The sequence below is a fragment of the Clostridium boliviensis genome (assembly GCF_033342255.1).
Taxonomy (GTDB): domain Bacteria; phylum Bacillota; class Clostridia; order Lachnospirales; family Lachnospiraceae; genus Lacrimispora; species Lacrimispora boliviensis.
In genome coordinates this window covers 142,614-157,209 of the sequence record NZ_JAWONS010000109.1, presented here as the reverse complement: position 1 = coordinate 157,209, position 14,596 = coordinate 142,614, and the positions used below count along the sequence as shown (strand labels likewise).

Sequence of the window (14,596 nt, the reverse complement as noted above, 5' to 3'; positions counted from 1 at the left end):
TTATTCACCCTCAGTTATTATCGCTCTGTCATCATGGAACATTTTTTTAATGGCTGCCGGTACTTCCTCATGATGCAGCCAGCAGCTTGTATAATGACCGGCTTCAAAATCAGTTGTATCAGGCATCTCTTCCAGGCAGACATTCATGCAGTAATTGCAGCGTTTGGCAAATGGACAGCCTTTCGGTGGGGAAATAAGATCTGGCGGCGTCCCTTTGATGGTTTGCAGAAGCTGCTTGTTTTTCCATTCTAATTTGGGCACGCTTCCTAAAAGCGCTAACGTATAGGGGTGCTGTGGATGATAGAAAATTTCTTCTCTCGTTCCGCTTTCTACCACCTGGCCTGCATACATTACTGCAACTTTATTTGCGGAACCTGCTACAACACCAAAATCATGAGTAATTAAGATAACAGCCGTGTTCAGTTTCTCTTTCAGACTTTTAATCAGCTCCATAATCTGTGCCTGAATCGTTACATCAAGAGCTGTCGTCGGCTCATCTGCAATCAGAATCTTCGGATTGCAGGCAATGGCGATGGCAATCATTGCCCTTTGTCTCATACCGCCTGAAAATTCAAACGGGTATTGATCAATCCTCTTTTCCGGGTTAGGAATCCCCACTGCCTCTAATAACTGAATGGCTTCCTGTCTGGCCTCTTTTTTGCTGATCTGCCTGTGCTGAACGATATTTTCAATAATCTGTTTCCCGATTTTCATGGTGGGATTTAAGGAAACCATAGCATCCTGGAAGATCATAGAGCATTCCCCGCCGCGAAAGGCTCTCTGCTCTTTTTTACTCATTTCCAAAACGTTCTTTCCTTCATAGAGAATCTTACTTTCCTTCTTGATTTCACCCTGGGGTGCTTTCACAAGAGACATGATTGCTCTGGAGGTGACACTTTTACCGCAGCCTGATTCACCGATAATCGCCAATACTTCTCCTGCTTTTACGTCAAAAGAAACGCCTCTTACCGCCTGCACTTCTCCTGCATATGTATGAAAAGAAACTTTTAAATTTTGAACTTTTAACAAAGGTTCCTGACTCATCACAATCTCCTCCTAGTCTCTAAGCTGTGGATCAAGGGCATCCCTTAAACCATCACCTAAAATATTAAACGACAATACGAGTAAACATAAAAGTAAGCTAGGATATAATAAATGAGACGGATAAAATGCCATAGCCTCCTGACCTGCTGACAGCAGTGTTCCCAAACTAAACGCAGGGGGCTGGAGACCGATTCCTAAAAAAGAAAGTACGGTTTCGTCAAAAATAATATACGGAATGGATGTAGCAAGATCCAGAATCAATAAGCTTAACGTATTGGGAATTAAATGTCTCACAATGACTCTTCCCGATGAGGCTCCTAACGCAGCAGAAGCCATAATATACTCGCTTTCCCTGAGTTTTAAAATCTGGCCTCTGACCATACGGGCTGTACTCGTCCAGTTCGTGATACATAATGCAAATAATAAGGGGAGATAACCATTACCTAATACCACTAAAATAATTAAAGTAACGATCAGATACGGGATACTGTTTAATACCTCTACAATCCGCATCATGACATCATCTACCAATCCGCCCAGATATGCCATAACCGCACCGTAAATACAACCGATCAGCACTTTTAAGCTTGCTGCCACAACAGCAACGAGAATGGAAAATCTTAAGCCTTTCCACAAACGGGAGAAAAGGTCTCTTCCTAAATAATCAGTTCCCAGCCAGTAAGTCCTGCCTGGAGGTAAGTTTTTAATTTCCGGGGTTAAGGTTGTATAATTCTGTCCGCTTATTGCAGGACCAATGATGGACATAATAAAAAGAATGATAAGTACAGCCATTGATAACAGGGCTAATTTATTTTTCTTTAATCTTCTCCATGCATCCTGCCAGTAACTGATATTGGGTCTGACAACCTCATCAGCATTAAATTTAGACTGGTCAGCAAGTTCAAACCGTTTGTCTTCCAATGAATTCATCCTATTTCTCCTTTCCGTTATTTCCTGGCACCGATTTTGATACGCGGATCAACGATCCCGTATAAAATATCGGTGATCAACATCGTTATAACCGTAATTATGGCATAAAATGTTGTTCCTGCCAGAACAATCGGAATATCTCTTGTCTGAACTGCTTCTATATAATACCGTCCCATTCCGGGAATGGAGAATACACGTTCTATGAACAGAGAACCCGTCAGAATACTTGCCACAGTTGTAGGCAGTACCGTAATAATAGGAATAAATGAATTACGCACTACATGGTTTTTCACAATCTGCATCTCAGAAAGCCCTTTTGCTCTTGCTGTAAGAGTATATTCCTGGTTAATACTTTCCAGCATACTGGTTTTGGTCAGTCTGGAATAATAGGCAATAAAGCTGCATGAACCAGCAATGGTTGGAAGGATTGTATACTTCCAGCCCCCAAACCACAACTCCTTTCCTTTCGGCCAGCCAATGATGGGCAGTTTAAACAGATCTCCATTTGCACAATATTTCTGAAGCAGAAGTGATATTACCAGCGAGGGCATGGATACTAAAATCATGGCCCCCACTAATATCAGCTTATCTGAGAAACTTCCACGTTTCATTGCTGCTATAATACCCAATAAAATACCGGCAGTCACACCTAACAAAATCTGCTGAATACTAAGCCTGACCGTCACCGGAAGCTTCGCCTTTAGATTTTTGGTAAATGTTTCGCCTGGTCTGATGATCGATTCTCCAAAGTCACCCTTTACGATCAGCCCCTTCATGGTAATCACATAACGCTGGACGACCGGTTTATCATATCCGTATTTTTCAATAATCTTTGTCTGCACCGTTTTTGGTAATTTGGCAATTTTTGAGGTCAGTGCATTTCCAGGGATTGCTGCCAGCAAAAAGAAGGTAGCTGTCACAATCAAAAACAAGGTAATCAGCATTTCCAATACTCTCCGGACGATGTATCTTGCCATTTTCATTCTCCTAATCTATAAAGGATACCAAAAGCACACCGACTTTTGCCGATGCGCTATGGGTATCACCTTAAGTCTGTTTATTCTTCCACAATATAAGCATATTTGAATTCATATTTTCCGCCAAAAACAGGATATTGGAAATTATGAAAGCGGTTATTAATATAACTATGTTTATCCCGGTAAAGCAGAGGTTTGATTGCAGCATCGTCCCTGATTAAGATACTCTCTGCTTCTCCATACAGTTTCATACGTTTGTCATTGTCCTGTTCTGTTGCCAGCTGATCCAGGATCTGATCATATTTTTCACTGGAATACTTACCGTAGTTACTTCCACCGCCGGTTCTAAAGATATCAATAAATGTCATTGGATCATTATAATCTGCTCCCCAACCCAGCATACAAAGGTCGAATTCACCTGCAAGCTGAGCTGCATTTGCAAGCCCAAAATCTCCGACGATATTGAGTTTTACTTTAACCCCTAAATTATCCTGTATCCGCTGTACTACATATTGTTCAATGTCTTTTTCAATTGTTGTCTCACCATAGCCTAAGAATTGAAGCGTGATGGTGCTTAAATCATCGGTATCTTTTCCCAGTTCCTTTAATCCTTCATGGAATAACGCCTTTAATTTCTCAGGATTATTCGCATACTCGCTATATTCCTCTTTAATCGGTTCTGCTACTTCCGAACGATATTCTTTGTCCCCTACTTTTATATTAGGTGTGACAAGTCCGTAAGCTGCCGTATATCTGCTATTGTAGACAGAATCAATAAATGTCTGGCTGTCAAAGGTGTAAGCAACTGCTTTTCTTATCTTTGCATTCTGCATTAAACCACTGGGACATGATTCCTGTGTGTTAAATGCAAAATACTGAGTAGAGACATCTTTATCTATATAAAGCTGGCATTTACCTTCACTTGCTGCCTCATCCCATTTTTTTAAATAATCGCCGGAAGCTGGTACAAAATCTAACTGACCAGCTTCAAACAACTGGAACTGGGTAGCGGTTTCATCGATCTGCTGTAAATCGATTTCATCCAGGTAAACATGTTCTGCATCCCAATACTCCGGATTTTTTACTAAAACAGTACTCTGGCTTGCTGTATATTCCTGTACCATATAAGGTCCGCAGGATAAAACCTGCATTGCATCCGTGCCATATGTATCGCCGTATTTTTCAATGTTATCCACACGGATCGGATCAAACATTGTATAGGCTAATTTATCAATAAAATAAGGTTCTGGTGCTTCAAGGGTAAATTTCAGGGTATAATCATCAACCGCTTCTACGCCTACTTCATCAAAGCCGCATTTCCCATTGTAATAGTTCTCTGCATTCTTAATCGGGAATGCAAAAAATGCATAAGGACATGCTAAATCAACATTCAGCACTCTTTCTACTGCGTCTTTATACTGGCTGGCAACTACTTCTACCCCATCCGACCATTTATTCTTTCTTAAATGAAACGTATAGGTCAGACCGTCATCGGAAATTTCATATTTTTCGCATCCTGTATTCTCCAGAACACCTTTATTTTCTCTGAATAAGCCTTCGCAGGTTGCTAAGAAGAACGAACCTGACTCAGAATCTCCAGCCTGCGCGGTGTCAAACGTAACAACATGAAATTGCATGCCATGTGCAACCTGTTCTGCTGCAAGTGTCTCTCCGTTTGGTCCTTTTTTTCCATTTTCTGCTGTTTTCTGCGTATCTGCATTATCCCCGCCTGCAGACGTTCCAGCAGAACCGCCGCAACCGGCTAAACTGGAGGCGACCAGTCCTGCTGCCATTAACACACTAAAAAATCTTCTTAATTTCATCTTTATCCATCCCTTTCACTTCATTTTTATAGTTTCAGCGACCCGCTTCACGAGCCGCGTACTATACGGCTAAGCTTTTGTCATATACAGTGATTCCAGTTTCTCAACAATTTTCTTCACACAACCATCTTCAAACGGGCTGTCTAACCCAACTTCTTTCAGCATATTTGTAAAGAAATCACTGGCTGATAAATTACAAAGCTTTAAATAACTGTCCCAGGCCTCCTGGTAGTTTTCATCCATTCTGATTTTAAACTGGAATGCGCAGATCTGTGCAATACAGTAATCTATATAATAGAAGGGATCATCAAAAATGTGAGGCTGTTTTTGCCAGAATCCCCCTTTTTCAAAGTATGGAAATCCCTCATAATCCATATGGGGCCGGTATTGGGATTCTAACTGCTTCCATGCCTCATGCCTCTGGGCAGGAGTCATCTGAGGATTTTCATAAACAATGTGCTGGAATTCATCTACCATACAGCCATAGGGAATAAAGATAGCACAATCCTCCAGATGCATAAAACCGTAGTCATCGGTTCTTTTTCCAAAAAACTGATTCATCCAGGGTTCTGTGAAAAATTCCATTGACATGGAATGAATTTCTGCTGTTTCCATGGTGATATCCGCATGTTCTTTAATCGGATCCTTTCCTGAAAGATAACCCTGGAACGCATGACCGCATTCATGGGTAATTACATTAATATCTCCACTGGTTCCGTTAAAGTTTGCAAAAATAAAAGGAGCGTTGTAATCTGGCAGATATGTCATGTACCCGCCGGCTCGTTTTCTCTTTCTGCCCAATACATCAAACAATTCATTTTCGGTCATAAAATCAAAGAATTCTTTGGTTTCTTTGGATAGTTCCCCATACATCTTCTGAGCACTGACCATGATTTCTTGTGGAGTTCCAATTGGCTCCGGATTTCCATTTGCAAAGTAAACACCTTCATCGATACAGGATAATTTCTCCAGACCTAACCGGTTTTTTCTTCTCTCATGAAGCCTCCCGGCGAATGGTACAAAATACTCCTTTACCTGTTTTCTGAAATTTTCCACCATATCCTTGCCATAACAATTTCTCTTTACACGGTCATAACCTATTTCCACAAAAGTATCATAACCTAATTCATTGGCCTGTTTTGTTCGGTTTTTCACTAATTCATCGTAGATGGAATCCAGTTTTTCTCCGTTGGCTTCAAAAAAGGCGCAGTATTTTGTATATGCTTTCTGCCGTACTTCCCTGTCCTTATGGGTCAGATATTTTCTTAATAATGAGAGGTTCAGCGTCTCCCCCTCCCACTCAATTTCTGCACTGGCGATCAGCTTATCGTATGCCGTAGTCAGTGTATTCTCTTCCTGTTTCAGCGGTATCAGCTTTTTATCAAATGATCTGATATTAAGCTGAATGTTCTTAAATGCAACAGTACCGATCTTCTCCTCTAAATAGGCTCTATAGGGAGAATCATACATCTGCCGTGCATATATTACATTCATATCAATCAGCTCAGGCTCTATTTCATCATAATAACTCTGTTCTTTTTCATAAAATGGGTCTGTCGTATCAATATCATGTCTGATTTTTGCCATGGTAACCATGGTTTCAATTTCATCCTTGAATTTATAGTATTTTTTATGAACCTGAAACTGGGCTTCTCCACTTTCAGCATTGGCAAATTCATTCATAATCTCCTGGAAACGGACCCTTTTTTCTTCCAGATCCACTCTTTGATATGGCATCTCTTTAAACTTCATTTTAATCCTCCAATAATTTTCTTTTCGTCACTTCTAATAAATAATTGACGGCCTCTTTGTTCATTTGGTAATAAACCTTATTGTCTGATTTTTCTATATTAATAAGACCCAGCTTCATAAGTGTATTCATATGATGGGATATCGTGGCAGTCGTAAGCTTCAGTTCTGCAGCAATTTCCTGTCCATACGCTTTGTTGTTGCGGATAAAACGCAAAATTTCAAATTTACTGGGATCTGATAAAAGCTTGAGTCCATTGCTCAATTCCTGATTTGACAATCGCCGTTTTGAAACTTTAAAATTACAGTCAAACAAGATTCCAACATCCAACAGATGATAATCTCCCGCATTTTCATCATTTCCGTAAAAGATAACCCGGTTACAGGCCATAATCCGTGTCCGTATAAAAGTCGGTCTGCTTGGATAACTATCCTCTTTGATGTTATAAAAACTATTCATTAACTTATGAAAGTTATGCTGTTCAAAATAATCTACCCAGTACGCAGTCGCTTCTCCCTTTAATTCCACTAATGTCTCTTCATGTTTTTCTAATGCTGCAACCGTCTGGTCCAGGATCTTATACAGATTATCAAGATGCTTTCCGGAATGTTCTATTAATTCCAACAATTTCCACTTTTGTCCAGGATCACACTCCAGGTTATTAATCCGGTCCGTAAAACAAGCCTTCTGATTATTTTCAAAGACGGAGGTCTTTAAATCTAAATCATCAAAGGATAGTTCCAGGGTATCATCATTTTTAATAGAATCCATCGATTCTACAATATAGCTTTTTATTTCATCTTTACTGCCGGAAAATGTGGAATGCCGCTTCCACTGATATAATATCTTTGCAATGCACAGGTTATCTGATAAGAATGGGGAAAAATAATACATGATTTGAGGATCGTTTAAATCGGTATGTTTTTCAATATCATCCTGTATAATGGATAATTTATCCAGTTGATAACAAATTTTTTTATGCTTCGACTCATCAGTTCGTTTGAGAATATCCATTTTTAAATTTTGATACGAATTTTTATTGATAATACGAAAAAGTAATTCTATGCTTTCTATATAATAATCAATCTCTTTTATTACTGTACATTCTATGCTCATTTTATAACCCCATCACTTTAAATGAATAATATGTCAACACGATGCATTTATAAAGTCTAATTTTTTTTATTATATCATCAATTAGAAGCTTGTCAATGAATATGTTAGATAAACATCAAATATGAAACAATGAACTTATAATGTTAATGTGTTACGCTTATTTATCCTATAATCCGATTAAAAAGTGAAGGTGATCTGGAAATACCTGTTATTTTGTGGTATAAAATAAAAGATAACAGCAGATTAAACAGCGAGAGGATGTGAAATATGAAGGATATTATATACAATGTGGTCCCAATTATTACTAAACGATTATATATCAATGAAATTACAGTAGATGATTTAATACAAATTAGAACAGAAACAAAATATGAAGATATGTATAAAATGACATGCAGGCCAATCATGAATAGAGAAGGACCTGAGTTGGTTGAATTTTATAAGAATATTATTAAAAAAGAGAATGGATTTATTTTTTCCATCAACAAAAAGGAAGGGGGATTAGTTGGTAAGATATCTTTCAATGATTATAATCCAAGAAACAGAAGTCTGGAATTAGGATATTATGAAATTCCTCGATTTAGGAAAAATGGATATATGGATGAAGCTCTGACCAATCTTCTGGATATATTTTTCGAAAAAATCAAAATAAACAAAATATATGCACAAACTGCAAGCTTTAATGAAGAATCCATTAGACTATTGGAAAATATGAATTTCAGCAAAGATGGTGCTTTACGGAATCATCATGAATTGGAGGGAAAATTCTATGATGATTATATTTTTTCTATGCTTAGTAATGAGTGGCAGTGTTTTAAGTCAGCTACTGGTATTTGAATCTCTGTCACAAATTTTTTTGTATCATCAGTCAATTATTTTCAATTCTTTTTGTTTATTAATATCCATCTGCATCTCCCTCCAACATTCATATGCAGCCGTTTAATTTGCCCGGCTGTTTGCTCAACCAAATAAAAGCAATGACACAGATAATAACTGACAGAACTGATCCTGCGGGAGCTGCAATTCCCATGGGATACAGAGTGTCTGCAAAATATACGGATGCCAGATATGCAAGCGGTATACGTGCACAAATGATTGAAATCAAATTGTGAATAAACGATATACCGGATAAACCATATGCACAAAAATACCCGCTGAAACAGAAATGTATCCCTGCAAAAATACAATCCCAGACATAACCGCTCATATACTGACCGCCCAGAAGAATCACTTTAGCATCATGTGTAAACAGCCCGATTACCGGTTCAGCCAATAATTGCATGGAAACTGCCGATATTATGCCGAACATAACCGTTGTCAATATTCCGACCCAAAGCGTCTGGCGGGCACGTTCATGTTTCCCTGCGCCTGCATTTTGTGCAGAAAGTACAGAAACGGTGGACAGCATAGAGGATGGAACCAGAAATAAAATACCGATTATTTTTTCCACAATACCCACTGCCGCCGCATCATTTAATCCCCTGTTATTTGCAATTACTGTAATTACAATAAATGCGACCTGGATAAACCCGTCCTGTAATGCAACCGGGATACCAACTTTAAGTAAATTGCGCATTATTATTATTTGCGGTCTCAAATTCTTCCATGAAAGGCTTACCAATTTACGTTTTCTGATAATGACCAGGGAGACAATAACACTGATGGTCTGTGATAATGTTGTACCCAGCGCTGCACCGGCTGCTCCAAGTTTTAATATACCGATAAAAAGATAATCCAGTGCAATGTTAGCCACACAGGCTACCGCAATAAAACACATAGGACTTTTGGAGTCACCCATTCCCCGAAATATAGAACTGATGATGTTATATCCGGTTATAAATGGTATACCGATTATGCAGATTGTAAGATATGTAACCGTCTCTGAATAAGCTTCGTCAGGTGTTAACATAATGGCGGCGATTGGATTTACTGCCATAAGCAGTACTATCATGATTATGATTGATAAAGCCATAAACAGAGTAATCGTGTTCCCGATGGCAGCAGATGTCTGTTCATTATTTCCTGCACCTACAAAACGCCCGATCATCACTGTTGCTCCCATTGCCAGGCCAACAATCATAACTGTCACCATATGCATAACCTGACTTGCTATGGAAACTGCTGTAATACTATCCACCCCATTAAACTGTCCTATAATAAACAGATCAGCCATACCGTACAGCGTTTGAAGAAAATAAGATAATAAATACGGTAATGAGAAATATGCAACTGTCTTAAATATACTGCCTGTGGTTAAATTCTTTTCCATAAATATAATTACATCCTTTTCTTAATTAAGTATATCATAATGTCTACAATGGTTGTAGAGTCAATATACAAAAAAATAACGCCATAGCTGTTTCCGGCTACGGCGTTATTGCATGAAAATTATTTAATGACATTTATAGGAAAATGCTTCGCTTTCTAAGCTTACTCTGCCTTCCTGTGCATACTCTAAATTACTGTATCCAGACTTCTTATTTCATTTCCTTGCCCCAATCTTTACCATTGGACTTAATGAGCTTTGAGTACCAATAGAAGGAATCTTTTTTAATGCGTTTCATGCTGAGTTCTGATACATCCTTACAGTTGACAAGTTCGTCATCCGTTGTATCAATGTAAACCAGGCCGTAACGCTTCTTAATTCCATTCCCGGTTGATAATAAGTCCGTAAATGACCATGGATTGTAAGCAATCACTTCACATCCATCCTCGATGGCAAGACCCACATTGTATATCTGGTCTCTGAGGAAATCAATTCTGGCTGTATCGTGTACCTGTCCGTCTGCATCTTTAGTCTCATTTGCTCCTAATCCATTTTCAGTAATCATCATGGGCAGTCTGTAATGGTTCCAGAGATAACGAAGGGAATATCTCATCGCCTGGGGATCAATTTCCCAATCCCAGTCTGTGTATTCCACATACGGATTGGAACAAAATGCATATTCGCCCGGAACGTTGGGCCATTGCATCTGACCTTTAATACCAAATTTATTCAGACCATATTCCTGTCTTTCACTGTCAATCTTAGATTCATATGCGGTGTTGCTTCTATAACAGTTAACAGCTATGAAATCAATTTTCGCCTTTTTCATAAGCTCGAGATCTTCAGGACGGATATCTGGATGAACGTCGTGTGTTTCCCAGTATTTTTTTATAAAACCACTGTACTCACCGTATACGTAAGTATCATTCCAGATCTTCTGAGTCAGTTCCTCTGCATTCATAGCCGCTATCTGGTCACCAGGATTGCAGGTCTTTGGGTAGATCGGGACATAACCTGGGACAGGTCCGATTTTCCCGCCCTCAACCATTTCATGACAGTGAACGACTGCCTTTGCATGGCAGAGATTCATGATATGATTGATATCCCATTTTTCTTTTTCCCAGTCCGTACAGCCAGCACTGGTCCCAAGCCAATGGCCATAGCAGATCTGCATATTCTGCTCATTAAGTGATAACCAGTACTTTACTCTGTCTCCAAAATTTTCAAAACAGACCTTACAGAGGTGTTCAAATGCATCAATTGTCTTTCTGCTTCTCCAGCCGCCTAATTCCTCATATACCCAGACAGGTAAATCATAATGGTAAATGGTCACAATAGGAGTGATATTGTTTTTAATCAGCTCGTCAATCAGGTCATTATAAAATTTAATTCCTTCCGAATTAACTTTTCCGTCAGAATGAGGGATAATTCTTGACCAGGAAAGAGAAAAGCGGTATGAACTGAATCCGCATTCCGCCATAAGTGCCACGTCCTCTTTATATCTGTGGTAATGGTCAGCTGCGATTGAATTATCAGCATAAGGCTGTTTCTTCCTGCTGTTTAAATCTATCATGGCCGGAGTTCTTCCGCCCTCAGCAACTCCGCCTTCTACCTGCCATGCAGCGCTTGATGCGCCCCACATGAAGTTTTCGGGAAATTTAGGGTCTTCTTTATAATACATTTTATACCTCCAGTTTTTTAATACATTTTATTGTTTCTCTGCCGTCTTCTTTTCAGCTCTTTTACCTAATATTAAAGTAATTAAAAATGAAACTGTAACAGCAGTTATCATTACAAAAATTGATACAATCAGGTTTTTTCCTGTCCCGTCCGGATTAATATAAGCAGGAATGGAAATAAATCCGGGTGTTGATACAACATACTGGGTCATACCAAATAAGCCTGCCAGGAGACCACCGATACCGCCTCCGATCATTGCGCCTAAAAGCGGGTATTTTTTTACAAATAACACACCGTATACGCCAGGCTCTGTAATTCCGCAAAGGGCAGTAATACCGGCACCAGTTGCGATACTGCGTGATTCCGCATTCTTTGCAATCATTGCAGCAGCCAGACATGCGCCGCCTACTGCTACATTTGCCGGAGTCATACCGGTACAAATAAGCGGATCTGAGCCAATTTCAGCAATTAATAAAAATACTACGGGATATGCTGCATTATTCATTCCAAAGAATACCATCAAAGGTGTCGTAATACCAATGATCATAACTGCAATTGCCGGAGCTATTCTGTAAATAGCCAGTACACCATCCGCCAGCCATGTACCTGCAAGGTTACCGATAGGTCCCAGTACAATAAGTGTTACAGGAACTGTGATCAGCATTGTAATAAGCGGTACGAAAATTGTCCGTAAATAAACAGGGATTATCTTCTGTAAAATTTTATAAATCACAGACATAAATAGTACGCCCAGAATTACAGGAAATACTGTTGAGTTGTAGGCAATCTGAGCAACCTTAATGCCAAAGAAATCAAGAGCTTCCGCATTATTTATCGTGGAATATAACAGGATTGCGCCAAGAAACGCCCCGAGATACCCGTTGGATTTTAGCTTATTTGCTGCTGAATAACCGATAAAAACAGGTAATGAATAGAAAGCAGCCTGATTAATCGCATAAAAAATCTTATATGCCCCATCTTCGGCAGAAACTCCAAAGAGTGTTGTGAGAAGCGTTAAAACTGCTCCGGTAAGACCTCCTGCGATCAGTACGGGAATAACCGGAGAAAAAGTTCCACCGATAAATGCCATAATGCTTGAAAAAATATTACTCTTCCCTGCTTTTATATCCTGTTTAGCGGTATCTGAATCCGGGACCTCTCCACCAGTTTTGATACCTTCCAGTTTCTTAAATTCCTCATAAAGAGCGGGGACGTCCTGTCCGATAACAAATTGATACTCTCCGCTTTGAACAATCATATTGATCACGCCAGAAATTTTCTTTGCCTCATCTTTGTTCAGCTTTGTTTCATCATGCAGCTGTATTCGTAGGCGTGTCATACAATGCGTGACATTTGCAATGTTTGATTCGCCTCCGCAAACACGGACTATATCTTTACATATTTGTGCATAATCTTTATTTGCCATAATTTACCCCTCTTCTTATAGTCTGCTTTTAATCTTACCATACCCTCATTGATCAATTAGAATTACATCTGCGCGCCTCATGCAATTCCATGACTTAATTATATCAAATTTCGGCAAAATCCGTGTTTCAGAATATGAAACCAGGATAATTATATAATTTTGCTGCTATTTCATATTGTACTGCTATGTTTTTTGATATATAATTTTGACATGAATGAAAATAATAAAAAACAACAAAATACATTTAGCCTGAAGGGATTTAATATCACTTCTTCTTTGCTTGCTATCATAAACTATTACAGCGAAGATGATATCAACTATGTTTTAGCAAATTACCTTTTGGAGCGCATTAATGTTATGGATAAAATAAGCATTTATGATGTTATTGATTACTGTTATGTATCGAGGAGTACAATTCACAGATTTGTGAAAAGCATTGGGTTTGAAAGTTTTACTCACATGAAGGATAACATCAGATATATGCGGATTCATTCCAGGGCATTTATTGATTTCGTAAACCAATCATCATTTACTGATTACATTATGAATTCCATGGTTGACATGCTTCAGGATATTAATGATACGCTGGACCAGCAAAATATTGGACTGCTTGTTGATCTGATCAAGAAAAGCCATAACGTAGTCATTCTGAACGCAGACACATCAAGTTCCTCTGCCAAGGAATTTCAGCTGGAGATGACTTCTCTCGGCAGATTGATTAAACTTGTTACCAATATATCCGGTAATGCTGGAATACTCCCAGCACTAACAGAAGAGGACCTGCTTATCACCTGCTCTGCGTCTGGGAACTATGCGATCACGACTAAGGATAATGTTCAGGGTGTCAGGGCCAGAAAGTTTCTCATTACCCTAAACCACGCAAAGCAGTTTGAGGAATACTATGACACGATAATTTTCTTAAGTGATAAATTCCAGTCATCTGAACACATATCCAATGGAATGCAGAATGTTTATACCAGGTATGGCATCAACTATTTTTTTGATTTGTTATTCAACAAATATGTGCAGAAATATCTGATGTAATACCTAAAGCCTTTATAGATACTATCATAAAAAAAGGAGCATTTACTGAACAAAATCATTCAGCGAATGCTCCTTTTCATATTGTTAATACCACGGGGGCTATGTTTCTGATTTAAGACAGGTGTGCTTTTGGGGGAAGTAAAAAAACAAATGGTATTGTTAAGATTAATTGTACCCAGGATTGCAATACCAATACTGCTGCCCAACTGCTGCATCATGCTCAAAATACCGGAAGCTGAGCCTGCATCCTGTCCAGGAATTTGTGAAAGACTAAAATCAGTCAGTGACGATACTAACATACCCATGCCCGCACCAGCAATTAGAAGTACAGGAAGCAGCTGCCAATTAGTAAGAGAAGATCCAGCCCCGTGCAGTACTAACTCTACGCCTGCAATCCCAATTGCACATAAGATCACCCCTAATACTACGGCAATGTTGATAACCATGGTATCCAAGATGTCCATAAAAGCCCCGATCAGAAGTATGACTAAGGCAAACGTACGGCGTTTGCTGTTATTGTTTTCTTCCTGCATGATTGTA

General features: G+C 39.0%; 12 protein-coding genes. 2 read left to right on the top strand and 10 right to left on the bottom strand.

Annotated features, from left to right (window positions below):
• From RZO55_RS07240 to RZO55_RS07215, 6 genes are all read right to left on the bottom strand, one after another.
• Complete coding sequence (locus tag RZO55_RS07240; RefSeq protein WP_318063611.1) at positions 1-1,044, bottom strand: ABC transporter ATP-binding protein; 1,044 nt, start codon at positions 1,042-1,044, stop codon at positions 1-3.
• 12 nt (positions 1,045-1,056) lie between these two features.
• Positions 1,057-1,974: an ABC transporter permease gene (locus RZO55_RS07235; RefSeq protein WP_318063610.1), complete on the bottom strand. Its 918-nt coding sequence runs from the start codon at positions 1,972-1,974 to the stop codon at positions 1,057-1,059.
• Positions 1,975-1,991: 17 nt separating this feature from the next.
• A complete protein-coding gene (locus RZO55_RS07230) occupies positions 1,992-2,951 on the bottom strand; it encodes an ABC transporter permease (RefSeq protein WP_318063609.1) in 960 nt (319 codons plus the stop codon).
• Positions 2,952-3,031: 80 nt separating this feature from the next.
• On the bottom strand, positions 3,032-4,774 hold the full coding sequence (locus RZO55_RS07225; protein WP_318063608.1) for a peptide ABC transporter substrate-binding protein: 1,743 nt from the start codon (positions 4,772-4,774) through the stop codon (positions 3,032-3,034).
• Between the two features lie 69 nt (positions 4,775-4,843).
• A complete protein-coding gene (locus RZO55_RS07220) occupies positions 4,844-6,526 on the bottom strand; it encodes a M3 family oligoendopeptidase (RefSeq protein WP_318063607.1) in 1,683 nt (560 codons plus the stop codon).
• A gap of 1 nt (position 6,527) precedes the next feature.
• Positions 6,528-7,640, bottom strand: a complete 1,113-nt coding sequence (locus RZO55_RS07215; RefSeq protein ID WP_318063606.1) for an ArsR/SmtB family transcription factor — start codon at positions 7,638-7,640, stop codon at positions 6,528-6,530.
• 267 nt (positions 7,641-7,907) lie between these two features.
• On the opposite strand from RZO55_RS07215, the gene RZO55_RS07210 reads away from it, so the two are divergent.
• Entirely contained in the window at positions 7,908-8,477 is a 570-nt protein-coding gene (locus tag RZO55_RS07210) for a GNAT family N-acetyltransferase (RefSeq protein WP_318063605.1), read from the top strand.
• Positions 8,478-8,565: 88 nt separating this feature from the next.
• On the opposite strand, the gene RZO55_RS07205 is transcribed toward RZO55_RS07210, so the two are convergent.
• The 3 genes from RZO55_RS07205 to RZO55_RS07195 all read right to left on the bottom strand — a co-directional run bounded on the left by RZO55_RS07205 (position 8,566) and on the right by RZO55_RS07195 (position 13,012).
• A complete protein-coding gene (locus tag RZO55_RS07205; protein WP_318063604.1) occupies positions 8,566-9,909 on the bottom strand; it encodes an MATE family efflux transporter in 1,344 nt (447 codons plus the stop codon).
• 208 nt (positions 9,910-10,117) lie between these two features.
• Entirely contained in the window at positions 10,118-11,587 is a 1,470-nt protein-coding gene (locus RZO55_RS07200) for a glycoside hydrolase family 1 protein (RefSeq protein WP_318063603.1), read from the bottom strand.
• 27 nt (positions 11,588-11,614) lie between these two features.
• Positions 11,615-13,012: a PTS transporter subunit EIIC gene (locus tag RZO55_RS07195; RefSeq protein WP_318063602.1), complete on the bottom strand. Its 1,398-nt coding sequence runs from the start codon at positions 13,010-13,012 to the stop codon at positions 11,615-11,617.
• 210 nt (positions 13,013-13,222) lie between these two features.
• On the opposite strand from RZO55_RS07195, the gene RZO55_RS07190 reads away from it, so the two are divergent.
• The gene (locus tag RZO55_RS07190) at positions 13,223-14,056 is read left to right on the top strand and encodes a MurR/RpiR family transcriptional regulator (protein WP_318063601.1); all 834 of its coding nucleotides are present in this window, start codon (positions 13,223-13,225) and stop codon (positions 14,054-14,056) included.
• 59 nt (positions 14,057-14,115) lie between these two features.
• On the opposite strand, the gene RZO55_RS07185 is transcribed toward RZO55_RS07190, so the two are convergent.
• Complete coding sequence (locus RZO55_RS07185) at positions 14,116-14,589, bottom strand: MFS transporter (protein WP_318063600.1); 474 nt, start codon at positions 14,587-14,589, stop codon at positions 14,116-14,118.
• Positions 14,590-14,596: the final 7 nt, after the last annotated feature.

Excerpts from the sequence above, each read along its gene's own strand:
- RZO55_RS07240 (WP_318063611.1), bottom strand. The coding sequence starts at position 1,044 with ATGAGTCAGGAACCTTTGTTAAAAGTTCAAAATTTAAAAGTTTCTTTT.
- RZO55_RS07235 (WP_318063610.1), bottom strand. The coding sequence starts at position 1,974 with ATGAATTCATTGGAAGACAAACGGTTTGAACTTGCTGACCAGTCTAAA.
- RZO55_RS07230 (WP_318063609.1), bottom strand. The coding sequence starts at position 2,951 with ATGGCAAGATACATCGTCCGGAGAGTATTGGAAATGCTGATTACCTTG.
- RZO55_RS07225 (WP_318063608.1), bottom strand. The coding sequence starts at position 4,774 with ATGAAATTAAGAAGATTTTTTAGTGTGTTAATGGCAGCAGGACTGGTC.
- RZO55_RS07220 (WP_318063607.1), bottom strand. The coding sequence starts at position 6,526 with ATGAAGTTTAAAGAGATGCCATATCAAAGAGTGGATCTGGAAGAAAAA.
- RZO55_RS07215 (WP_318063606.1), bottom strand. The coding sequence starts at position 7,640 with ATGAGCATAGAATGTACAGTAATAAAAGAGATTGATTATTATATAGAA.
- RZO55_RS07210 (WP_318063605.1), top strand. The coding sequence starts at position 7,908 with ATGAAGGATATTATATACAATGTGGTCCCAATTATTACTAAACGATTA.
- RZO55_RS07205 (WP_318063604.1), bottom strand. The coding sequence starts at position 9,909 with ATGGAAAAGAATTTAACCACAGGCAGTATATTTAAGACAGTTGCATAT.
- RZO55_RS07200 (WP_318063603.1), bottom strand. The coding sequence starts at position 11,587 with ATGTATTATAAAGAAGACCCTAAATTTCCCGAAAACTTCATGTGGGGC.
- RZO55_RS07195 (WP_318063602.1), bottom strand. The coding sequence starts at position 13,012 with ATGGCAAATAAAGATTATGCACAAATATGTAAAGATATAGTCCGTGTT.
- RZO55_RS07190 (WP_318063601.1), top strand. The coding sequence starts at position 13,223 with ATGAATGAAAATAATAAAAAACAACAAAATACATTTAGCCTGAAGGGA.
- RZO55_RS07185 (WP_318063600.1), bottom strand. The coding sequence starts at position 14,589 with ATGCAGGAAGAAAACAATAACAGCAAACGCCGTACGTTTGCCTTAGTC.